We start from the raw sequence: 22021 nt of genomic DNA on the forward strand, positions 1-22021 counted from the left end.
GCACTTATGTCCTTCCTATTTTATTCGAGTTGGTCTTGTTCTGACCGTCCTTCAGTCTTTGCTTTCTTTCCTTTTCTTTCGCTTTGCGTTCTTGTTCGCGTTGGCGCAACTTCTCCTTGCGTTCTCGTTCCTTTTGTTTCAGTTTTTCTTCGCGCTCTTTCTGCTTCTGACGCTGTTCTTTGAGTTTCTTGCGACGTGCTTGTTCGCGCTCTTGCTCTCGTTTTTTGAGTTCGCGTTTCCGGTCGCGCTCCTTCTCTCGTTTGGCTTTTTCGAGTGCTTTCTTCTCGTCTTTCTCGTTTTGGGCACGATCCTTGGCCAGACGTTGTATCTGCTCTGCGGAGACGCCCTTGCCCTCTTGCTGTCGGAGCGATGGCAGATCAGCCTTTGCTGCAATGGAGTCGGTGGCTGTCGTATCAGCAGTAGCGGGTATTGCGCTTGAAGTAATCTGCTCCCTGTCGATGTCGAAGGTGATAGGTGCTGCCACCTGCAGACTATCATGCTGCTGCTTCACGGGTGTGATCGGTCGGCTTGTCGCAGGAGCAGTCGAGTCGGGTCGGGTGATTGCCGGCTCTGGAAGCTCTTCCTCTTCAGTAACAGGAGAGCCTGGCGTCACTTCGTCCTCGTCCTCCTTGCCTGCCGCTTGGGCCCGGCCGCTGATCTGTTGCCAGCGATCCAGTACGAATGCCGTCTCTGGAACTTCTTCTTGGGCGAGGAAAGCCATATATTGGCCGATGCCTTTTCCTTGTATGAGAAGCTGGTAATTCGTTTCTGATATGGGGAAGAGAAGACTATTCTCTCCCATGGCGGACATGAATCCTTCGGGTGAGAATGCATCTTTAATGTATTGCCATCCCAAGCGCGTGTTCGGGAGCGAACTCATCAACCACTGGTCGAATCCGCCCACGGTGCTCTGTGTGATCTCCAACGTATGCTCCGTGAAGCGAGAGAAGTTGAACGACGCCAATGCAAAGAGTACTCTGTTCTGATTCAGCGTACCTGAGGGAGCCAAAAGGATGAGGCGCGTGCGTTCGAATGTTCTTGGCTTGACGAAGGGCGGTAATGAGTCGGGCGAAATGCTGTCCGCCTCTGCTCCTCCCCACTGGAAGTCCCAATTGATACCGCTATACCCTCCCTGCACAATCGAACGTCCGCGAAGCAATTCCGCCAGCATGGACGATGCCAACTCGGTGACTTCTGCCTTCGGGTAGTCTTTTACAAGAGCTTTGAGTGCATCTGAGAAGCCCTTGGCATCGCCATCAAGCACGTAACAGAGCGCGTTGAGGAAGTCGAACTGCGGAGCCAGCTCCGATAACGGGAAGCGTTCGCGGCATTCGTTGCGATTCCTGCGCACTGTCTGCACCGCTCCTCGGAGGTATGCTTCGAAAGCTTCGTCATATAATTGGTTTTGTCGTCGGTCCATCGTGGCCAACTCCTGCAGGTAATTAGGATTGCTGAGGGCTTTAGCCAGATTGTCTTGGGGATAATGTTGGAGGATGAGCGAGCGACATCGTTCGGCCTCTCGGTGCATATTCATACGAGTGTAGAGCATGAAGAGGCGATAGAGGACATCCATACGCTTCTCGTAGTTCGGATAGCGGCGCAGCAACGTCTCGTATGTGGCGGCCGATTCGTCGAACTTCTCCATTCGTTCGTTGAATACCGTACCCATTCCGAAGAGACCTTCCGCGATAAGTTTGCCCGCAGCTTCTTTCGCGTCCTCCGTCATGGGTAATTGAGCCAGATAATAAGCTCGATTGCGAGGGTCGGATGCTGCCGAGTCAGCGGCTGCAGCTTGTAATTCTTCTTCGGTCATCAAAGCTCCTGTCTGAGCTTCTTCTCCTTCTTCGGCGGCAGTATTTTCGTCTGTCGGTGTGTCAAAGTTGGCCTGCTTGCGTCTGCGCCTCCAATCATCTTCGAGTACACGTTTTCCCCATTTCCGCTCGAAAGCAGTCTTTCCTTGTGCGATCAATAGAGGATTGTAAAAGTAGAATTCTCCCGAACCCGTCTGCTGCGGCGCTTGAGGCATGCCTTGGTTTTGCGTCGGGCGGTTTATGAGACCATCGCTTTCTGCATTGAAAGCTTCTTGATTCTGTTTCAATTTTTCTATTTCCTCTTCATCTTTCAGCTTCTTTTCAGCCTCAATGTAGGCTTTGATGACACTGTCGATAACAGCCAGCCGCTGCTCTTCAGGCATGGCAGCCAGCGTCAGCAGACTATCCTGATCGTGTACGATGCGGGCATGACCCACCAGTTCATCCAGCTGGGAGGACAGTTCGGTCACGCGTTTGTAGTCGGGATTGAGACGATTGAGGGTTCCTGCAGCAGCCGAGAAACAGGGCTGTGCGAGGAGATACTGCCGCCTTTGCATATAGATGTCACCCAAACGAATTTGGCAAAGGGCATAATCCGTACCACGAGTCGTACTCTTTTCAATACCGGCCAAGAACGATTTGATGGCAGAGGTCGTATCGGATATGCTCATGAAGATGTTGCCGGCGGAAAAGAATATCTGATCCTGCACATCCTGATATTTGCTGCGTTTGGCCATTCGCTCCAGTTGATTGGCTACAGAACGAGGGTTCTTTTTGCTATCCAACTCCATCTTGCGGAGGCGTGCAGCGAAGTCCAATGCAAAAGGCGGCGTCGCGCCCAGAACTTTCGTGTAAGCCTTGCGTGCCTCGTCCTGCCTTTCTTCGTCCTGCAAAAGCTGTCCGAGTAAGTAGTACATGCGGGCACGTTGGTGACGATTCTTCTCCTTGGCGGCAGCCTGACGGAGGTAAGGAATGGCAGCACTCTTCTCTCCCGCGAGGATAAAACGCTCCGCCACGGCTTTGGAGTAGAGCCCGCGACGAACTGTATGCGGCTGATCTTTGGGGATGCGTTCCAATAGTCGCTGTCCTTCGTGGAGCCATCCCATCTCGCTATAGCAGCGCACCTGCCACAAGCGTGCCTCATCCCGAATGGCGGGTTCGTTGCTGTAGAGGCGGGCGATGTAAGAAAATGTAGCCTGCGCTTGGAGGAAATCGGCGTTGTAGAACTGCGATTTGCCCACGAGCATCCACGCATTGTGTAGGAAAGTATTGTACTCTCGTTTGTTTTGGAAGGCTACGGCTTTCGGATCGTTCTGCCATCCTTGTTTGCGTTCCGGTTTGGTGCGAATGCTGTGTAGCTGGATAGCTTTGCGCCCTTTGATGATAGCACCGTCAAAAGCTCCCCCCGTTTTGGCCTTTTCTTGTCCCGACTGCGCCGTGATGGGGTCCAGAAATATCTCTTCTGAATACCCTTCTGTATGGTTTTGGAGCATACCGACATAAGCATCGTTGTATGCTTTATCCCCGTTGTAGAACACATTGTAGCGCGTGGTGAAGTTGTGATAGAAGCGTGATCCCGCCGTGTTCTTTGACGTCGAGCACGAGAGGATGCCCAAAGCAGCGGCCGTGAGGATGGCCAGACGGGACAAAAGCGGATAGAGAGAACTATGATTGCGCATGGACAAAGTGCTTAATGGTTTTGGCCAGTAGGAACAAACAGACCAAAACCAAGATGATGAATGCTCCCGATGGGATGCCCAATGTATAACTTCCCCACAATCCGATCAGTGCGGCTACGGCAGCCAGCACTACCGAACCAACCAAAATGGCGGAGAAGCGGGAGGTAAAGAGATTCATGATGCTCTGTGGTAGTGTCAGTAGAGACATCAGAAGCATGATACCTACGAGGCGAATGCTTAACACGATACCCAGAGCGATGGCTACGGACATGAGCATCTCTACAAGCTGTACCCGCACACCCCTTGTTCGGGCAAAGTCCGGATCGAAAGCCGTGTACAGGATGGTGCGAAAGCCGAAGATGAATGCAGCGATCGTTAACAACGCCATGCCGCTGAGCAGGAATAGGTCGGTATGTGACACCAAAAGGATGTTGCCGAAGAGAAAAGCCGAGAGCCCTGTGCTGTACCCGGGTGTGAGAGCTACGAAGAGCGTGCCCAACGCCATTCCCAGCGACCAGAAAGCCGCAATGGCCGAGTCCTCCCGAAGTAGTCCTGTGCGAGCAGCCCCCTGTACGCCCAGTGCCGAGAGAACGGCGAAACCTGCCGCCGAGAGGAGTGGATTGATACCTAAGTATAGTCCCATTCCTATCCCGCCGAAAGATGCATGTGTGATCCCCCCGCTCACGAAAACCATCCGACGAGCAACTACATAGCTGCCCAAAAGCCCGCACACGATGGCCGTGAGCAGGCTGCCGAGGATGGCATTGCGGAAGAATCCGTACTCAAGAGCTTCAATCATCGTGTCTGTGTTGGATGCGGTGTTCGGATACAATCAGCAAGGCTTGCTCCTTGATGGTGAGCGGCATCTCTATCTGGCGTAGCTGAAGACTGCGTATCCACGCGGACACTTCCTCCTCTTGCAGGGTGGCGAGGACTTCTTCAAATTCCTCCACAGCCTCGTCTTCATATTCCTCGGGGCGTATGCCGGCATAGCGGTCGAGCTCTTCATCGTCGTAGTAAACGATGCTCTTGCTCACGGCTGTGAGCAAGCTGTCTTTTTCGCATGTGATGTGCATGCCGCAGCAGCCTTCCGGTATCACCCGCACCGACTCCTCTTCCAAGGGCTTGCCTTGTGCAGCGGCGGCTCTGCGCTTGCGTGCGTAGAGGATTTCCGTCAGAGCGGCGATAAGTCCGAGTGCGACCATGCCGATTATCAGTATCCAGATGTTGCTCATCTTCGGTGTTCTCTGTCTTCTTTATACTTCTTCCCATTTCAGTCCCAGCAGCTCAGTCGCGCCGAGGAAATCAGGGAAACTCTTGCCTACTACGGAGGCGTCTTCTAAGACGATCCCGCTTGTCGTTGTCATGGCTGCTGCTGCAAAAGCCATCGCCAGACGGTGATCCTTGTACACGCGGATCACCGGATTCTCTTCCGCCTTGTGTCGCTCTCCATCCCAGTAGAGAGCATCGCCATCGGCATGGACGGCGTAACCCAATCGTCCGGCTTCCGTGCAGATGGCTTCGAGACGGTCGCTCTCCTTCAGTCGCAGGTGTCCTATGCCCGTCAAACGGAACGGTACGCCTTTCAGCAAGCAGCATACGGTCAATGCAGGTACGAGGTCAGGACAATCTCGCATATTGGCTGAGCCGAAGTCTTCTGCCTGGCGTTCATGCCTGTAGCAGAGCGCAATGCCGCGCTCGGTCGGTATTGTAAGAACGCCCAGCCGCCCGAAAAGTTCGGCCGCACGGCTGTCGGCTTGCATACTGTCGGGCGGGAGGACCAGACCATCCAGCCGCACCTTCCCTTTGATTGCACCTGCCGATACCATATTATATATATAGCTCGCAGATGACCAGTCGGCCGTGGCCGAAAGATTATCAGGAGGAGCTAACGTTCCGGGGCGTACCACGATGGTGCTTCCCTCTCGTCTGAGATCGATGCCATAGGCAGTCAACAGGCGGCAAGTCATCTCCGTATAGGGAGCCGATACCTCACGGCTTGTCAGTTCGATGTGCAGCCCGTCCGGAAGGGTGGGAGCAATGAGCAACAATGCACTGACAAACTGCGAACTCATCCCCGCATCTATCCTTATCTTACCTTCACGCATGGCAGCCGGACGCACCGATAACGGAGGAAACCCCTCTGCGCCTTCGTATGACAGATCTGCCCCCAAAGATCTCAAAGCCTCCACTAATGGCCCGATGGGACGTGCATGCATCCGTTCAGTCCCCTGCAGGAGCACTGGCGAAGTGGCAAAGCGAGCTGCATAGGCTGTTAGGAAGCGCATGGCGGTACCTGCGTCCTGTACATCTATCCGACCCGCAAGTCCCGATGTCAATGCACGGTGCACCACTTGCACATCCGTGGGAGCATTGCCCGAGAGCGGCGCGAGTGCCTCTCCGCTCATGGCACGAAGCAGCAGTAGCCTTATCCATTCGCTCTTGGATGATGGCAGTGTCAGACTGACTTCGGGAGCCATCCCTATGGGATTAAACGTGCAGTGTAGGCTTTTCATTGCATCGGTGATTGTCGCTTTTGAGGGATGAATACCATTTGGAACTCCCCTCTCTGTACAATTCCTAAGCAACAAAGTTAGTAAAAAGCCTGTCTGTCTCTGCCCACGTAGTTTGTTTGTCCCTTGAGCAAGATTGGCCGTGGTTGATCCTCTGTAGTTCCGTCCCTTCTCCCAAGAAGACTTGTTCCCATATTTCTCTTCGCGCAGAAACTTCCTCAATCTCTGCTCTGTTTTCTGACTTTTTTCGCCTGTAGGTGCATGGATGGAGAGCAGAATGAGTGCAGAAGAGACGACTTTTTTATCCCACAGGATAGCTGATTAAGGCGTTGTTTATAAGTGGATTAGATTGTTTAGGAGTAGTCCTTATAGTGCGTGTCTATGAGAGCATAGAAATATTCGATGAATCTTCTATTGTGGGAGTGGACGTCGGCTCCTACATTTGCAACGGTTAAATGATACAAACAATTATCAATCAGAACAAAAAACAACATCAATATGACAACTTTGGTAGGAAAGAAAGCTCCGGTATTCCGAGCAACAGCTGTTAAAGGCAGCGAGATCATTCAAGACTTTTCGCTTGAGCAGTATTTGGGCAAGAAGTATGTAGTATTTTTCTTCTATCCGATGGACTTCACTTTCGTATGTCCTACGGAGCTGCATGCCTTCCAAGAAAAGAAAGCAGAGTTCGAAAAGCGCGATGTAGCTGTAGTAGGCTGCTCGGTGGACTCTGAGTTCTCTCACTTCCAATGGTTGCAGATGGACAAGAAGTTCGGAGGCATCAAGGGTGTGGAATACCCCATCGTGGCTGACTTCTCCAAGACCATCTCAGAAAACTACGGTGTATTGGCTTCCGAATTCGGCTACGACGACGAAGGCAATGCCGTGAGCGAAGGTGCTCCCGTATCCTACAGAGGTCTCTTCCTCATCGACAAGGAAGGTGTGGTGCGTCACATCACTATCAACGACCTGCCCCTCGGCCGTAACGTGGACGAAGCACTCCGTATGGTCGATGCACTGCGTCACTTCGAGCAGTATGGCGAGGTATGCCCCGCCAACTGGAGCGAAGGTAAGGATGCCATGAAGGCTACCAACGAAGGCGTAGCCGGCTACCTGAGCAACCACTAAGCATAGCAACAAATAATTTTTTCTCAGACCGTATATTTTTTGAATGTATGTAAAGGCAACTTCTCTCTACAGTTGTCGCCTTTATCTAAATAGCAAATCCCGCCTGCGAAGGCGGGATTTACTTTTTTATGTTCTATGGTAAAAGGCGGGAGGCTCGTTTTGTGCGGCTTACTGGTGCAAAACTTTGGCAAAGGCAGTGCCCACTCGGAGGATGTACACCCCTTGCGGATAATTGCTCAGGTCGATGCGGAAAGATCTCTCAACCGAGGGCAGCGTAAGAACGGTCTTTCCTGCAACATTGCTAAGGGTGACAGTCGCTCCTGCAAGAGCTTCGGGCAGACATACATGGACGACAGAAGTCGTAGGATTAGGGTAGATGAAAAGCTTGGGTTGAGCCCAAATTTCTGTCAGTCCAGTCGTGCCCGCATAAGGGATACGATCAATCACTATTCCTTCACTGTTGAAAATCTCCTCCATGGCAGTCCATCCACGTTCGGCGGCCTCCTGTACCTGCGTTGTGGTACATATATTGTTCTCGTCGGACAGATTGGAGAAGACAACAAATTTTTTCGATTCGCTTGCCGAATTGGTGTGCAACGAGGCGATCAGTTCATCCAGGGATTCGCCTGAGAGACCGAGGCTGTAACATGCTACGGTTTTCAGCTTGGTATTCGGTGAGAGGGAGAGTTGCGGAATGTGGTTCCGGCTACAGTCGAGAATGGTGAGATTCGTATTCTTGCCCAGATCGAGCTTGGTCAGTTTATTGGCAGAGCAAGTCAGCCCGAGGAGGTTGGTATTATTTGAGAGGTCTATCTCTTCGATTTCGTTCTCGTCAATGTATAGATAGTGTAGGTTGGGCAGTTGCCTCACATCCAATGTCTTTAGCCTATTCACAAAGCAGTCCACACGAGTCAGCTTGTCTGTAGCAGGGAGGATCAGCGTTTCGAGGACTTTATTGCGGTCGCAGTAGATCTCGGTAGCATTAAGCAGGGACGAGCAGTCAAGAGATTGTATCCGGTTGTATCCGCAGTCCAACGTTGTGAGGGAATGACTCTTGGAGAGATCCAGAGCTGTGAGCAGATTTTGTTGGCAGAAGAGGACTTCGAGCATTTCGTTGTGCGAGATGTCGAGTGAGAGGAGGTCGTTAAAGGGGCAATCCAGCTCCACCACGTCGCCATAGATGGTGATGGTCTTGCTCGTAACCGGATGGATTTCGGCGTAAGACTCTTCGCCGGTGTCGTATTGTTCATTGCCATTCCAGTCCACCCACACATTTTGTGCACCGCTCTGGGGCGTGATTGTCAGCATCCATACGGCATTATTGTCTTTAGCATCCCAGCCGCCTTCTGTCGTCATACGGATGTAGGGTGCATCCGTTGTGTAGTTTTGTGCATGGAGAGGAAAGGTGCTGAGAGGGAGAATCAGCGAGAGAAATAGAGTTCGTAGTCTCATAATTTGGTTTGTTTTGATGTTAGACAAATGGTTTTGCTAAAAAACAAAAATAAGAATTCTCGCCCCAAATGTATCGATTTGACATCGAACCAAAGAGAAATATGCTCCTAAATCGAATCCTTCCTCCCCCCCACTGTAGGGATGGAAACACGCATGTGAAAAAACGTATAGGAGAGTTGCGAATTTCAACCTATGCCAATAGTCGAGAAAACTCACGCCAAAAAAATATTGTTTTGGTGCCATTTCGGGAAGAATCATGCGCCGGATCGAAAAAGTTTTGGCGCGAAATTCCCTGATTTCCGGTGCCATTTTTCGCTGATTTTCGGCCCATAATTTTGAAAAGTGCGCTCTTGTGGCGTCAACGAGCTGTAGCGAGTTAAGAAAAGTGATGCTCCTTAGTATTTTCTGAGGACTCGGGGGGGGGAGTGGTATTGTCTGTGCGATAGGTCATTGTCGTCTCAGAAGAAACCGGAGACCTAATGGAAACGGATCACGTTTTTGCGACGGTAAAAGCATTTATCGCGAGAGAAAAGTCGCTTTTGGGACACAAACTTTTTGCGGAACTGTTTGCAGGTTTGAGATATTGCACTACATTTGCATCACGAAAAGCGAAAAATGCTTTCTTAGCTCAGTCGGTTAGAGCATCTGACTGTTAATCAGAGGGTCCTTGGTTCGAGCCCAAGAGAAAGCGCCAAACAGAAGTTTTTCCATTCTTCCTTAGCTCAGTTGGTTAGAGCATCTGACTGTTAATCAGAGGGTCCTTGGTTCAAGTCCAAGAGGAAGAGCAAAAGAAAAGACCGAAAGTCCGTGAGGGCTTTCGGTCTCTTTTGTATGGACGGGGCGTTTCTGTGCATTATCTTTGCAATCGCTCCTCGTCTGTATGAAATGAGAGAACAAGAGGAAGGAACAGCCGTATGTCGTCCCAGCAGATCCAAGCATTAGAATCGAAAAAAATCCCCAAGCTCCTGTTCAGCTATGCCTTGCCGGCAGTAGTGGGTACGGTGCTCAACTCTATTTATAACATCGTGGACCGTATCTTCATCGGGCAGGGTGTGAGCGAGTATGCACTCTCGGGGCTGGCCATTACATTCCCGATACTGATCTTCCTGCAAGCCTTCGGGATGCTGGTGGGTGCCGGAGCTTCTGTGCGCGTATCCATCCAATTGGGCCAAAAAAATATACGCGGTGCGGAGCATACATTGGCCAATGCCATCTTTCTGACGCTCTTCACGCAATTCATCACTATCGTCCCATGCTTTCTGTTCATGGAGCCGCTATTGCGCCTCTTCGGGGCGAGCGACCGCACGCTGCCGTATGCCATGGAGTATCTGCAGATAGTGATTCCTGCCAATATCTTCTCTACCCTGAGCTTCGGATACAACTCCGTCATGCGTGCCTCGGGCTATCCCCGCAAGGCCATGACGACTATGATCATAGGCGCATTGACCAATGTGGTGCTGGACTACGTATTCATCTATCCGCTTGATATGGGGATTCGGGGTGCTGCCATAGCTACTGCTATTTCGATGATGGTCTGCTCGTTTTATGTGCTGGCCCACTTTTTCCGGCGCGACAGTATCGTGCGTTTTCGTCGATCGGCCTTTAAGCTGTCTCTCCCTGCCATAGGCGGCATCACAGCCATAGGGGTGGCTCCTTTCGCCATGCAGTTGACGGGTAGTCTGGTCAACGTCATCATGAACCGATCTTTCGTTGCATACGGTGATACGCCTGAGACGACGGACTTGGCTATCGGAGCCTTCGGGATCATCAATAGCTATGCGATGCTCTTTTTTATGATCATCATGGGTGTCGCACAGGGGATGCAGCCGATCGTGGGCTTCAACTACGGGGCACAGGATATGGAGCGGGTGAAGACGACCTATCGCTACAGCTGTACTGTCAATCTTCTTGTCAGCATTGTGGGCTTTACGCTGGCGATGCTGATGCCTCGTGCCATTGTGGGGATGTTTACGAGCAGCAAGCCGATGGTGGACCTCTGTGCTCCGGCGCTGCGTATGACGCTTGCGGGCTTCTCTCTGCTCGGTTTTCAGATTACGACGACGCAGTTTTTCCAGAGTATCGGTCTGAGCAGGAAAGCGATTTTCCTGAGTCTGACGCGTCAGATACTCTTCTTGATTCCTTGTTTGCTCATCATTCCTCGTTTCCTCGGGCTGAATGGTGTGTGGTGGAGTCTGCCGATCAGTGATATGGCTTCGGTCATCTTGGCATTCTTCATGATCACGATTCATATGAAACGAATCGGGTATGCCGAGAAACCTGCTGCTGCCGAATGAAGTGAGGCGACTGAGCCGTTTCCCCATTAGGACTGTTATTAGGTTATAACGATGAAAGTATTTCTCGAAGCTTTTCTCCTCCAATATCTCCTGACCCTCTATATCGCATATCGCGGAGGGCAGGCTTTGCCGGCCCGAGGGGCTTGGCGCAAGATGTTCTATGCCCTGATGGCAGCCATATTCGGACTGTATGTCGTAGGTTTTGCAGGTAATAGGGTGTTGCCCGATGCCCTGATGAGCGGGATTATGTCCGTGACTGGATTTTGGTTTTTCATGGCGATCTATGTGATGTTCGCTCTGGTACTCGTCGAAATAGTCCGACTGATCGATCGTCGGTGGGTACATGGATATGCCCGATTGACTCAGAACGGGCGAGCACGCGTCCGTCTCATCCTCTTCTTCCTTATCGGATCTGTCTCGGCGGGGCTTATGATCAAGGGTATGCACATCGTGCGTTTCCCTGAAGTAAAGCACATGACTGTACAGCTCGATCGTCCTGCCATAGACGGCAGGCAGTCGATGCGTGTGGCTTTGCTGACCGATATTCACATCAGTGAGACCGTGACGGCTCCATACATTCGCTATGTAGTGGAGCGAACGCTGGCAGAACGTCCCGATGTGGTGCTCGTGGGCGGGGATGTGATCGACTACCACGGCAGATATGCCCGTCGCAATGGCATTACGGAAATGATGCGCCGCTTGCAGGATGAGACGCCGATGGGAGCATATTATGTGTTGGGCAATCACGAATATCGGGCCGACGAGGTGGAGAAACGTGAGTGGTTCCGCTCCATCGGTCATCTGCTCATTGACGAGGTGGCGACCCCGGGCGGGGTATTCTATCTGGTGGGAAGGGATGATAGTACGAATGTATTCCGTGCTCCGCTGCACGAACTAATGCCGCAGGTGGACACGACCAAAGCATCGATTCTGCTGGATCATCAGCCTCATGTGCTCGACAGTGTGGCGATGACTGGTGTGGATTTGGCTCTCTATGGGCACACGCATAACGGACAGATCTGGCCGTTTACGCTGCTGACACGACTGGCTTTTGAAAATCCGTGGGGCTATCAGCGGAAAGGACACACGCAGTTTTTCGTCAGTTCCGGTGTAGGAGCTGCCGGTCCGGCGATCCGTGTTTTTACCCGAAGCGAGATCGTTATACTGGATATTCAGTTTGCCAAAGAATAACCGTAGTCCGTCGGTCTGCATCCATTCGGACAAGAAACAACAAACCCCAAGCCCTGTGTGAACGATCAGATGCTTGGGGTTTTCTTTTTTAGTAGTCCGCTTCTTGTAGTGCTTGGCGCAAGAGACGGACGCCTTCGGTGGCAGTGGCTTGTATATAGCGGATGTCCTGCCGTGAGGTGCTGTGCACCGGCTTGGGGTCGATGAGGTAGATCGGACAGTTGTGCGGGGCGTAGTTGAGCAGACCTGCAGCCGGATAGACGTTGAGAGAGGTGCCGATAACCACTAATATATCTGCCTCGGACACTTCTTTGATGGCCGGCTCGATCATCGGAACGGCCTCTCCGAACCATACGATAAAGGGGCGTAGCTGAAAGCCATCGGGCGCCAAGTCGCCCACATGTAGGTCGGGCTGAGCCGGATCCACGGGGTAGAGTATGGTGTCCGTAGCTACGGAACGATTCTTCATCAGCTCGCCATGCAAATGAATGACGGATGTGCTACCTGCCTGCTCGTGCAAGTCGTCCACGTTTTGCGTGACAATGCGCATATCATATTCTCGTTCCATTTCCGCCAAACCGATGTGACCGGCGTTGGGATGACAGCCGAGGTAGTCGCGGCGACGCGCGTTATAGAACTTGAGGACGAGTGCGGGGTTGCGATGGAAGCCATCAATGGAGGCTACATCTTCCACGGGATAATTCTCCCACAGCCCGTTGGAGTCGCGAAAAGTAGAGATGCCGCTTTCGGCACTCATGCCGGCTCCGCTGAGAACAACGATTCTTTTCTTTTTCATATCGGGTTCTGCGTTTAGGGGTTATTAGCAAAGATAAAGAGAAGTCCGCGTATATTTGTCCCAATAATCAGATACTTATGACAGCAAAAGGGCGAAATGGTGCTATAGATGTCCTCCGTGTTTTGGCCGGATTGATGGTAATTGGGATTCATACATCGGGTGAGTATGTGCTCGAAGGCGTGAATGATGGAGCCAATTTCCTCGCGGGCCTCTGCTGGGAAGCAGTCGTGCAGCCGGCCGTTCCTCTCTTTGTGATCATCAGCGGTGCCTTTGTTTTGGGTCGGTATGAGGCATGGGGCATTTTCTATCGGAAGCGAATGCCACGACTGCTGGGCATACTTCTCTTTTGGTTACCCTTCTATTGGTTATGGATGTGGGTTAAGGGAAATGATATCGGTAGCTATCTGGCCGGGTTTTGGCAAGGGCGATCATTCGTGCATCTGTGGTATGTGGTGATGCTTTTGGGACTGTACGCTTTCGTACCTCTCCTGAACGAGGTGATCCGACGGTGCGAAGTCGATGGAGAAAACACCGCACGCAAACGTCTTTGGGCGCTAAGTGTTTCTTTCCTTTTGGTGGGAATCCTCTCCAATACGTATGACTATGTGTTGGGGTACAACCGTTTCTTCCCGCTCCTTTGGGTGGATTATATCGGCTACTTCCTCATCGGTTATACGCTCCGGCGCTATCCTCCCGTCCGGACGCTCCCCATCCTGTGCCTATATCTGCTCTCCTCTGTGGCCTTATACGCCGCCAGTCGTTATGCTTTTGATCGCGGAGAGGGGTTGTATCTGTACCGCAATCTTTCGCCGCTCATCGTCCTTTCGGCGGTGAGTTTCTTTGCTTTCTTCGTCTCTTTGCGCAGGTGTAACCCGAAGATCGAGCGAATCGGGCAGATGCAGGGAGATATATTGGGGATTTATTTGGTCCACATCGCAGTACTGAATGTGGTGACAAAGGTGCTCGTGCTCACGACTCCCGTCCTGATGCAGCACGCATGGCTCAATATCCCTGTGCGGGTAGCCTTAGTTTTTCTTATTTCTTGGGGAGTGGTGCGGCTGATGAAGCGACTGCCCGTCGCCCGCAGCTTGGTATAACTTCAGTCCACCAGTGGTTCTATTCCGTCGTTTTCTTGACTTTTTCTGTAACGCTCTCCCGTCTCGGGACAGGTAGCAAGGCCGTCCTTGTCGAACGTAAGGCGGTGTCCCGACCGGCTGATCCATCCGATTTGTCGGGCAGGGTTGCCCACAACCAGAGCATAAGGAGCTACATCGTGCAGCACAACTGCTCCCGCTCCCACCATAGCATAGGCGCCAATCGTCACACCGCAGAGAATCGTGGCGTTCGCTCCGATGCTCGCTCCTGTCGCAACGAACGTAGGTTTATACTCGGATTTGCGTTCGACAAAGGCTCGCGGATTGATCACGTTGGTGAAGACGCAGCTCGGACCCAGAAATACACCGTCCTCACATACAACCCCAGTGTACAACGATACGTTGTTCTGCACCTTACATCCATTGCCTAAACGAGCACCCGGCATCATGACAACATTTTGCCCGATGTTGCAATTCTCTCCTACTATGGCACCGCTCATCAGATGAGAGAAGTGCCAAACGCGCGTGCCCTGACCCAGGATGCAACCGTCTTCTACTATGGCGGTGGGATGAATCATAAGGGGCGTATTTGTTAATGGGCGATCATTTGCTCGGCTCGCTCCACCGTGTTGCGGAACGAAGCGTTCATCTCCATTTCATTGGTCACGCAACGGCAACCGTGCAATACGGTAGCATGATTGCGACCGCCCATTAGTTCGCCGATGGCTGACAGGGATTGTCCCGTGTATTTCTTCGAGAGGAACATGATGACTTGGCGCGCTTGCACGATGTCTTGCTTGCGACTCTTGCCTTTGATCTGTTCGGCCTGTACTTGGAACACCTTGCATACGGCTTGCTGGATGCACTCCACTGTGACTTCCTTCTTCTCCAGACGCACGGCCTGACGTACGATGCGCTTGGCAAAGCTCAAGTCTATTTCCTTGCCGATGACTACCGAATTGGTGATCAGAGAGACGAGGGTGCCTTCGAGCTCGCGTACATTGTCGCATACGTTCTCGGCTATGAAGTTCAATACAGACTCGTCCAACGATACACCGCTCTGGATGGTGCGTTGCTGCAGAATCTCGCGGCGCAAGCGCAAATCCGGACGCTCAATCTTCACGCAAGTGGCACCCGCCATACGCGTCACGAGGCGCTCCTCCATGCCGTTGAGATCCACGGGCGGCTTGTCCGAGGTGAGCACGATCTGCTTGCTGAGCATATAGAGGTGATTGAAGACCTGGAAGAATGCCAGCTGTGTCTTCTTCTTGCCGATGAGCCACTGGATGTCGTCGATGATGAGCACATCCACTTGCTGATAGAAGGCGATGAAGTCGTTGATCGTACCGGCGCGTGCAGCTGTGGTAAACTGCATCTCGAAGAGGTGGCTCGATACATATAATACTTTCAGACGAGGGTGCGTCTCTCGCACGCGCAGTCCGAGTGCATGACAGAGGTGGGTCTTGCCCACGCCTGAAGGTCCGTATATAAAGAAGGGGTTCATGGGCGTATTGCCCGGGCTGGAGGCAATGGCCTCTGCCACGGAACGTGCCACATAGTTACAGTCGCTCTGATAGAAGTTGCGGAAGCTGAGTTTGCTATTGAGTTGCGTGTCGAAGTCTTGCGCTTCAGTATGCGTGGCGGTATGGGGCATACCTTGCCGCATCTGGTCTGCCTCAAGCTGCTCTGTCGTCCCTTCTTGGGTACATCCTGCCAACGTCACTGTGCGAGGATGCTTGGGAGAGCTGTTATCCACGAGGGCATTATACTGGAGTGATGCATTGGGGCCGATCACGCGACCCAATACGGTGCGCAGCTGCTCAACGAAGTTGCCTTCCAAAAATTCACAGAAGAACTGGCTGGGTACCTGCAACGTAAGCGTATCTCCTTCGATGGATACGGGTACGATGGGTACAAACCAGGTCTGATAAGCCCGCTCATCCACTATATCTTGCAGGATATGGAGGCAGGCATTCCATATATCATTTACATTGGTCGAGTGATAGTTCATATATAATTCTCCGCTTGATGTGGAGCATGTGCTCACTTGTCTTTCGGGAAAACAAAGGTTCAAACAAAAGAGCAAAAAAACAACCGCCGAAAAGTGTAGCAAAATTCAAAAGAATTGTATCTATATTGTTTTCAATGTGTTACGGTTGTCAAGTATCAACAACGAACGTATTTTCCGTAATTCGTTGTTTTTCAGTGGATTAAATTGGTTGCATGGGTTGGTTGGTTAAGTTATTAACAACGAATGAGTAGCCCTGAGTTGCCTATGTATAAAGCATTTGCGAGGGGTGAGAAAAAAACTTTTCAACAGCCCTGTTATTTATACTGATTCCAAATAAGAAAAGCAGTGATTTGAAAATTTTTTGCCTCTTGTCGGACGATTTTCTGCACACTTGGCCGAATTTTGTTCACTCCCGACTCCGATTTTGCCTCGGAAGGGGTCATGAGCTGCAAACCAGAAGCATTTTCTCATTTCACAAAGGTAGTATAGATGGGTGGAGAAGCTGCATTCATGCGCGATTAGTGGGTTCCTTCGGCACCGTCTGATGGGGGCTGAGATGTTTATTCTGTCGATGCTTGTCTGAAAACACGCGTATTTCGCAGCGATTTTGGCGCAATGAATGCAAGAGATCCGGCGCATAATTTTTTGAGAAATGGCGCCAGTTCCGAAAAAAATATGCGCGTAAATGAAAAAGAAATGGCGCGTCTTTTTCGTTCAAACCCGCGCCAAAAGGCGCCGCAATTATGCGCCATATTCTCCGATTGTTTGGCTGTTCGGTTGCAAGTCTTTGTGTATGTGGCTTTGTGATTTTGATTGATCATTCACGTTGTTCGGGAGAATCATCCGTCCGAGTCAAGCATAATCGTAAAAAAGCCTCCGCTCATCCGAGCAGAGGCTTGCACCATATCTAATTGGGGAGGGGGTGGAGTCTTGTCCTAAAAGAAATCGTCCTATTTTACTTCGTGGACGCAGAATTGCGATTGAGTGTGTAGCGCAGTACTACCATACCTGCCACGGCTGCCAAGATGGACGACGTGAAGATGCCGAGCTTGGCTTCATTGAGGAAGTGCAAATGCTCAGCAGACGTATAGGAAAGAGTCGCGATAAAGAGCGAGACGGTGAATCCGATACCGCCCAATATGGACAGGCCGAAGAGATTCAGGCGGTTCATTCCTTGGGGCCAGGGACAAAGCTTGAGCTTGAGGAAGCCCACTGTAAAGAAGTATATACCCACCGGTTTGCCGACGAAGAGACCCAGGAAAATGGCCAATGGTACACCCCATAGCGCATCCGCCGTGACGCCGCCGAGCGTGATGCCGGCATTGGCGAAGGCAAATAGTGGCAAGACGAAATAGCCGACAATCGGACTGAGAATTCCTTCCATCAGCTGCATGGGGCTGATAGCGTTGCGTGTCCGCTGACGCATGGAGTTGATGACGCTGATCTGGGTGTGGCTGAGGACAAGTGAATTGCCTGCCTGTCGAATCTTATCGTCCGGCATGGCTTCAAAGAGAGAGCGCAACTCGGCTCGAAGATTCTTGGCATGCAGCCCCGGGCGAGCCGGAATGGTGAAAGCGGCCAGCACACCGGCGATAGTCGTGTGGATACCACTCTGGAGGAAGAAGAGCCATACGAAGAAGGTGCCTACGAAGTAGAACAAGAGACTGTTCACGCGCATACACCCCATGATGTACATAAATGCCAAGATGGCGAAGGCGATGGCTAACATACCAAAGTGAATATGCGAGCTGTAGAAGATGGCGATGATGATAATGCCCCCTATGTCGTCGGCCACGGCCAGCGCGGTGAGGAAAATCTTGAGACTCGTCGGGACGCGACTGCCCAGAGCAGCCAAGACGGCAAGAGCGAAGGCTATATCTGTAGCCATGGGGATGGCTGCGCCTCGCATACCGGGGCCTTCGTGCATGACAAGCAGGAAGAAAAGTATGGGGATGATCATCCCTCCCGTAGCTCCTACGATGGGAAGGAGGGCTTTCTTGACGGAGGATAGTTCGCCGACGAGGATTTCTTGCTTGATCTCAAGCCCCACAGCCAAGAAGAAGATAACCATGAGGACGTCATTGACGAACTGTAGGAGTGTCATCGTCTCGCCATGGTGGTAGAAGACTTCTTGCCCTCCGATTTGAAGACTGATGGGATAGTCGAGGATTTCGTAATAGATGCCGCTGAGCGAACTGTTGGCCATGATGACAGCGAGTACCGTGGCGATGAACAACATCATCGTGGCACTAGGTCTGAATTGGGTTATCCGTTCGAGGGGTTTAATAAAACGAAAAGCTTGTTTCATACGCTATTTCAATGAATAGGAGACCTAAAAAATGATAACAACTTTTTTGCGAACCTGTTTTTGCGCGCGACTGTTCGCAAAGTTAATTAAAAACTGTGCTACCTTTGCCATTATTGCAATAAAACCAATGATTACAATGGAACACTCCTTAGAGATTTATAATACGCTTAATCGTCGCAAAGAACGATTTGTCCCCCTCCACGAACCACACGTCGGACTCTACGTATGCGGCCCGACAGTCTATGGCGATGCCCACTTGGGACATGCTCGTCCGGCGATCACGTTCGACCTCCTTTTCCGCTACTTGCAGCATCTGGGATATAAGGTGCGCTATGTGCGCAATATCACCGACGTGGGACATCTGGAGCACGATGCCGACGAGGGGGAAGACAAAATAGCCAAGAAGGCACGACTCGAACAGCTCGAACCCATGGAAGTGGTGCAGCATTATCTGACGCGCTACCGCCATGCCATGGAGGCGTTGAACGTTTTGCCTCCGAGCATCGAGCCGATGGCTTCGGGACATATCATCGAACAGATAGAGCTGGTGAAGCAAATCCTTGAAGCGGGTTACGCCTATGAGAGTGCCGGCTCAGTTTATTTCGATGTAGAGAAGTACAATCGCGATCATCACTATGGCGTGCTGAGTGGTCGCAACATTGAGGAAATGATCAATAATACCCGCTCCCTCGACGGCCAGGACGAGAAGCGAAACGGTGTGGACTTCGCTCTTTGGAAAGCTGCTCAGCCCGAGCATATCATGCGTTGGCCCAGTCCGTGGAGTGAAGGGTTCCCCGGGTGGCACTGCGAGTGTACGGCTATGGGGCGTAAGTATCTGGGAGAGGAGTTTGACATTCACGGAGGAGGCATGGATCTCGTCTTCCCGCATCACGAATGTGAGATAGCTCAGGCAGTGGCTTCGCACGGCCATCCCATCGTGCGCTACTGGATGCACAACAATATGATTACGATCAACGGGCAGAAAATGGGTAAGAGCTTGGGAAACTTCATCACGCTGGAGCAGTTCTTTACTGGTGACCACCCCAATCTCTACAAGCCCTATTCGCCTATGACGATCCGCTTCTTCATCCTCGGCGCTCAGTATCGCGGTACGGTGGACTTCAGCAACGAAGCTCTCGAAGCTGCAGAGAAGGGGATGGAACGTCTGCTCGATGCCGCGGCTCTCTTGGACGGACTTAAGACAGCGGATGCGACCTCTGTGGAAGTAGCTGGGCTGCGTAAGCGTTGCTACGACGCCATGAACGACGATTTGAACAGCCCTATGGTTATCGCGGCACTGTTTGATGCGGCACGAGCCATCAATGCAGTCCACAATGGGCAAGGCACGATCACACAGGCCGATCTCGACGAGTTGCGTGAGGTATTCCGTCTCTTCCTCTTCGATCTGCTCGGCATGCGCGACGAACGTGCGTCGAGAGCTTCCGGCAATGAGGCCTTTGCCAAAGCGATGGATCTCCTACTGAATATCCGCGCAGAGGCCAAGGCGCGCAAAGATTGGGCTACGAGCGACAAGATTCGCGACGAACTGACTGATCTCGGCTTCACCATCAAGGACACGAAGGACGGTGCCGAGTGGAAATTGAACTAAGTCGTCGGTCACACACCACTGAGCATTAACAACTTTAATACTGATATACAATGGCTTATTTTTTCAAGAATCTGGTTTTTGAAGGTGGCGGTGTCAAAGGCATTGCCTATGTGGGTGCTCTTGAGGTCTTGCAGGAGGAAAAGATCTATCCTAAGATCAAACGAGTGGCAGGCACTTCGGTGGGTGCAATCGTCGCAGTTCTGGTTGGTTTGGGGTATACACCGTCGGAAATCAAATCGATCATGTGGGATCTGAACTTTAAGAACTTCTTGGATGATTCTTGGGGTATCATCCGCGATTCCAAGAGGCTGATTGAAGAGTATGGCTGGTACAAAGGTGATTTCTTCCGTAAATGGATCGGCAGTTTCATCAAGGCCAAAACGGGTAACTCGGAGACGACCTTTGCAGATTTGGCTGCCAGAAAGGGAGATCATTCTTTCCTCAATCTTTTCCTCATCGGGACCAATCTTTCCACGGGCTATGTCGAGATTTTCTCGGCCGAGCACACTCCTCGCGTCTGTATCGCCGATGCTGCTCGCATCTCTATGTCAATTCCACTTTTCTTTGCTGCCAAGCGGAGTATGCGTGGCGATGTGTATGTTGATGGAGCAGTGGTGGACAATTATCCCATCAAGGTGTTTGATCGTACAAAGTATGTTGCCAAAAACTTTACACGTACGTCCTACTATGAGCCTACCAACAAGAAGCTTGTCAAGAAGAATAGAAAGATAGCCGAATACGTATATAATAAGGAAACGTTGGGGTTTCGCCTTGATAGTAAGGAGGAGATAGCCATGTTTCGCGACAATGCCGAGCCACCTATCCGCCAGATTGATAGTTTCTTCGACTACACAGTGGCTCTTTTCGACACACTGATATCTGCTCAGAATAGTGCGCACCTCCACAGTGATGACTGGCAACGTACGATTTACATTGATACGCTGGGTGTCGGAGCTACGGATTTTTCTATCACTGAAGCCAAGAAGAAAGCTTTGTTGGAATCGGGCCGCGCCTATACCAAGTCTTATTTTGAGTGGTACAATAACGAAGAGGCCAAGTCAAATAAATAACTTAAGTCATTTGGCACATGAACTCTTCTGTCCCCATTACGTTCTCTATCGTAGTTCCCGTTTACAATCGGCCAAATGAGGTGCGAGAACTTCTGGAGAGTTTGCTGTATCAGACCTCACGCAACTTTGAAGTGATTATTGTTGAAGATGGTTCCTCACTCCGTTGCGATCGCGTTGTCGATCTATTCAGAGGCGACTTCAACCTTAATTATGTCTTGGTTCCCAATGGCGGACCCGCCGCAGCGCGCAATCTCGGAGCAAGAATGGCGAGAGGAGAGTACATTCTGATCTTGGATTCGGATGTCATCTTGCCGAGAGGCTATATAGCTGCCGTGCAGAAAGGTATCGAACAGACTCGTGCTGATGCTTTCGGCGGCCCCGACGCTGCTGCCGACGGGTTCACCCCCGTGCAAAAAGCTATCAACTATGCAATGACTTCGTTCTTCACGACCGGAGGAATACGCGGTGGTAAAGGTGTACGATTGGACAAGTTTTATCCTCGTAGCTTCAATTTAGGTTGCCGACGTTCAGTCTATGAAAGTCTCGGTGGCTTCTCAGAAGAGATGCGTTTCGGAGAGGATATTGACTTCAGTCTACGACTCTTCGGTGCGGGATGCATGGTGCGCCTCTTTCCCGAAGCCTTTGTCTTCCATAAGCGGCGAGTGGACTTTCGCAAGTTTTTCCGTCAGGTATATAATTCTGGTATTGCTCGTATTCACCTGCAGAGGCGTCATCCCGGAAGCATGAAGCTCGTACATATTCTGCCGGCTCTCTTCACGTTGGTGAGTGTGGTGCTGCTGGTCGGACAATTCTTCTGCTCGTGGTCACTGCTCCCGCTTGTTTTGTTGGCCATGCTTTTCTTCTTAGATGCGTGGCGCACCGGCCTCACACCGCGCAGCGCCCTCCTCGCAGTCCCAGCCTCTTTCGTCCAGTTGTGGGGATATGGAAGCGGCTTTCTCGTTGCATGTTGGAGGTGCTATGTATTGGGACATCGGGAGTTCAAAGCTTTTGACAAGACTTTTTACGATTGAGATTGCTTCGTTGTGTCCTTTGCGACAGAGGTTCTCT

Annotated in this window: 16 protein-coding genes and 2 tRNA genes; 9 read left to right on the plus strand and 9 right to left on the minus strand. The window is 51.5% G+C overall.

Going from position 1 to position 22021, the window contains the following annotated elements; translation table 11 throughout:
• Positions 1–4: 4 nt before the first annotated feature.
• The 4 genes from porW to C7382_RS00260 are packed head-to-tail and all read right to left on the minus strand — an operon-like array spanning position 5 to position 6006.
• A complete protein-coding gene (gene porW / locus C7382_RS00245; RefSeq protein WP_116678313.1) occupies positions 5–3490 on the minus strand; it encodes a type IX secretion system periplasmic lipoprotein PorW/SprE in 3486 nt (1161 codons plus the stop codon).
• On the minus strand, positions 3477–4289 hold the full coding sequence (locus C7382_RS00250; RefSeq protein ID WP_116678314.1) for a metal ABC transporter permease: 813 nt from the start codon (positions 4287–4289) through the stop codon (positions 3477–3479). Before C7382_RS00250 ends, porW begins: the two co-directional genes overlap by 14 nt.
• Entirely contained in the window at positions 4282–4725 is a 444-nt protein-coding gene (locus C7382_RS00255) for a phospholipase (RefSeq protein ID WP_116678315.1), read from the minus strand. Before C7382_RS00255 ends, C7382_RS00250 begins: the two co-directional genes overlap by 8 nt.
• A gap of 21 nt (positions 4726–4746) precedes the next feature.
• A complete protein-coding gene (locus tag C7382_RS00260) occupies positions 4747–6006 on the minus strand; it encodes a 3-phosphoshikimate 1-carboxyvinyltransferase (RefSeq protein WP_116678316.1) in 1260 nt (419 codons plus the stop codon).
• 495 nt (positions 6007–6501) lie between these two features.
• Here C7382_RS00260 and C7382_RS00265 point away from each other — a divergent pair, with 495 nt between their 5' ends.
• On the plus strand, positions 6502–7131 hold the full coding sequence (locus C7382_RS00265) for a peroxiredoxin (protein WP_116678317.1): 630 nt from the start codon (positions 6502–6504) through the stop codon (positions 7129–7131).
• Positions 7132–7299: 168 nt separating this feature from the next.
• Here the strand turns inward: C7382_RS00265 and C7382_RS00270 are convergent, their stop codons facing one another.
• Positions 7300–8583 (minus strand): T9SS type A sorting domain-containing protein, encoded by a 1284-nt coding sequence (locus C7382_RS00270; protein ID WP_116678318.1) that lies wholly within the window; start codon positions 8581–8583, stop codon positions 7300–7302.
• 617 nt (positions 8584–9200) lie between these two features.
• Between C7382_RS00270 and C7382_RS00280 the strand changes: the two genes are divergently transcribed.
• The 4 genes from C7382_RS00280 to C7382_RS00295 all read left to right on the plus strand — a co-directional run bounded on the left by C7382_RS00280 (position 9201) and on the right by C7382_RS00295 (position 12068).
• Positions 9201–9277: transfer RNA gene (locus C7382_RS00280), tRNA-Asn, on the plus strand.
• 17 nt (positions 9278–9294) lie between these two features.
• Positions 9295–9368 (plus strand) — tRNA-Asn (locus tag C7382_RS00285).
• A 129-nt stretch (positions 9369–9497) separates the two neighbouring features.
• Positions 9498–10877 carry an MATE family efflux transporter gene (locus tag C7382_RS00290; RefSeq protein WP_116678320.1) on the plus strand — a complete coding sequence of 460 codons (1380 nt, stop codon included), beginning with the start codon at positions 9498–9500 and terminating at the stop codon, positions 10875–10877.
• Between the two features lie 51 nt (positions 10878–10928).
• On the plus strand, positions 10929–12068 hold the full coding sequence (locus C7382_RS00295) for a metallophosphoesterase (protein WP_116678321.1): 1140 nt from the start codon (positions 10929–10931) through the stop codon (positions 12066–12068).
• Positions 12069–12156: 88 nt separating this feature from the next.
• Here the strand turns inward: C7382_RS00295 and C7382_RS00300 are convergent, their stop codons facing one another.
• A complete protein-coding gene (locus C7382_RS00300) occupies positions 12157–12861 on the minus strand; it encodes an SIR2 family NAD-dependent protein deacylase (RefSeq protein WP_116678322.1) in 705 nt (234 codons plus the stop codon).
• A gap of 77 nt (positions 12862–12938) precedes the next feature.
• Between C7382_RS00300 and C7382_RS00305 the strand changes: the two genes are divergently transcribed.
• On the plus strand, positions 12939–13958 hold the full coding sequence (locus tag C7382_RS00305; RefSeq protein WP_116678323.1) for an acyltransferase: 1020 nt from the start codon (positions 12939–12941) through the stop codon (positions 13956–13958).
• 2 nt (positions 13959–13960) lie between these two features.
• Here C7382_RS00305 and C7382_RS00310 read toward each other — a convergent pair whose 3' ends face one another.
• The 3 genes from C7382_RS00310 to nhaA all read right to left on the minus strand — a co-directional run bounded on the left by C7382_RS00310 (position 13961) and on the right by nhaA (position 18274).
• A complete protein-coding gene (locus C7382_RS00310) occupies positions 13961–14533 on the minus strand; it encodes an acyltransferase (RefSeq protein ID WP_116678324.1) in 573 nt (190 codons plus the stop codon).
• A gap of 14 nt (positions 14534–14547) precedes the next feature.
• The gene (dnaA, locus tag C7382_RS00315; RefSeq protein WP_116678325.1) at positions 14548–15966 is read right to left on the minus strand and encodes a chromosomal replication initiator protein DnaA; all 1419 of its coding nucleotides are present in this window, start codon (positions 15964–15966) and stop codon (positions 14548–14550) included.
• A 955-nt stretch (positions 15967–16921) separates the two neighbouring features.
• Positions 16922–18274, minus strand: coding sequence for a Na+/H+ antiporter NhaA (gene nhaA / locus C7382_RS00320; RefSeq protein WP_116678326.1), 1353 nt, complete (start codon positions 18272–18274; stop codon positions 16922–16924).
• Positions 18275–18410: 136 nt separating this feature from the next.
• On the opposite strand from nhaA, the gene cysS reads away from it, so the two are divergent.
• The 3 genes from cysS to C7382_RS00335 are packed head-to-tail and all read left to right on the plus strand — an operon-like array spanning position 18411 to position 21984.
• Positions 18411–19883: a cysteine--tRNA ligase gene (gene cysS, locus C7382_RS00325; RefSeq protein WP_116678327.1), complete on the plus strand. Its 1473-nt coding sequence runs from the start codon at positions 18411–18413 to the stop codon at positions 19881–19883.
• Between the two features lie 50 nt (positions 19884–19933).
• Positions 19934–20953: a patatin-like phospholipase family protein gene (locus C7382_RS00330; RefSeq protein ID WP_116678328.1), complete on the plus strand. Its 1020-nt coding sequence runs from the start codon at positions 19934–19936 to the stop codon at positions 20951–20953.
• A gap of 17 nt (positions 20954–20970) precedes the next feature.
• Positions 20971–21984 carry a glycosyltransferase gene (locus C7382_RS00335; protein ID WP_116678329.1) on the plus strand — a complete coding sequence of 338 codons (1014 nt, stop codon included), beginning with the start codon at positions 20971–20973 and terminating at the stop codon, positions 21982–21984.
• Positions 21985–22021: the final 37 nt, after the last annotated feature.

Source organism: Porphyromonas loveana (assembly GCF_003096695.1).
Classification (GTDB): Bacteria; Bacteroidota; Bacteroidia; order Bacteroidales; family Porphyromonadaceae; genus Porphyromonas; species Porphyromonas loveana.

Coding starts and splice junctions, on each gene's coding strand:
- porW (WP_116678313.1), bottom strand. CDS start 3,490: ATGCGCAATCATAGTTCTCTCTATCCGCTTTTGTCCCGTCTGGCCATC.
- C7382_RS00250 (WP_116678314.1), bottom strand. CDS start 4,289: ATGATTGAAGCTCTTGAGTACGGATTCTTCCGCAATGCCATCCTCGGC.
- C7382_RS00255 (WP_116678315.1), bottom strand. CDS start 4,725: ATGAGCAACATCTGGATACTGATAATCGGCATGGTCGCACTCGGACTT.
- C7382_RS00260 (WP_116678316.1), bottom strand. CDS start 6,006: ATGAAAAGCCTACACTGCACGTTTAATCCCATAGGGATGGCTCCCGAA.
- C7382_RS00265 (WP_116678317.1), top strand. CDS start 6,502: ATGACAACTTTGGTAGGAAAGAAAGCTCCGGTATTCCGAGCAACAGCT.
- C7382_RS00270 (WP_116678318.1), bottom strand. CDS start 8,583: ATGAGACTACGAACTCTATTTCTCTCGCTGATTCTCCCTCTCAGCACC.
- C7382_RS00290 (WP_116678320.1), top strand. CDS start 9,498: ATGTCGTCCCAGCAGATCCAAGCATTAGAATCGAAAAAAATCCCCAAG.
- C7382_RS00295 (WP_116678321.1), top strand. CDS start 10,929: ATGAAAGTATTTCTCGAAGCTTTTCTCCTCCAATATCTCCTGACCCTC.
- C7382_RS00300 (WP_116678322.1), bottom strand. CDS start 12,861: ATGAAAAAGAAAAGAATCGTTGTTCTCAGCGGAGCCGGCATGAGTGCC.
- C7382_RS00305 (WP_116678323.1), top strand. CDS start 12,939: ATGACAGCAAAAGGGCGAAATGGTGCTATAGATGTCCTCCGTGTTTTG.
- C7382_RS00310 (WP_116678324.1), bottom strand. CDS start 14,533: ATGATTCATCCCACCGCCATAGTAGAAGACGGTTGCATCCTGGGTCAG.
- dnaA (WP_116678325.1), bottom strand. CDS start 15,966: ATGAACTATCACTCGACCAATGTAAATGATATATGGAATGCCTGCCTC.
- nhaA (WP_116678326.1), bottom strand. CDS start 18,274: ATGAAACAAGCTTTTCGTTTTATTAAACCCCTCGAACGGATAACCCAA.
- cysS (WP_116678327.1), top strand. CDS start 18,411: ATGGAACACTCCTTAGAGATTTATAATACGCTTAATCGTCGCAAAGAA.
- C7382_RS00330 (WP_116678328.1), top strand. CDS start 19,934: ATGGCTTATTTTTTCAAGAATCTGGTTTTTGAAGGTGGCGGTGTCAAA.
- C7382_RS00335 (WP_116678329.1), top strand. CDS start 20,971: ATGAACTCTTCTGTCCCCATTACGTTCTCTATCGTAGTTCCCGTTTAC.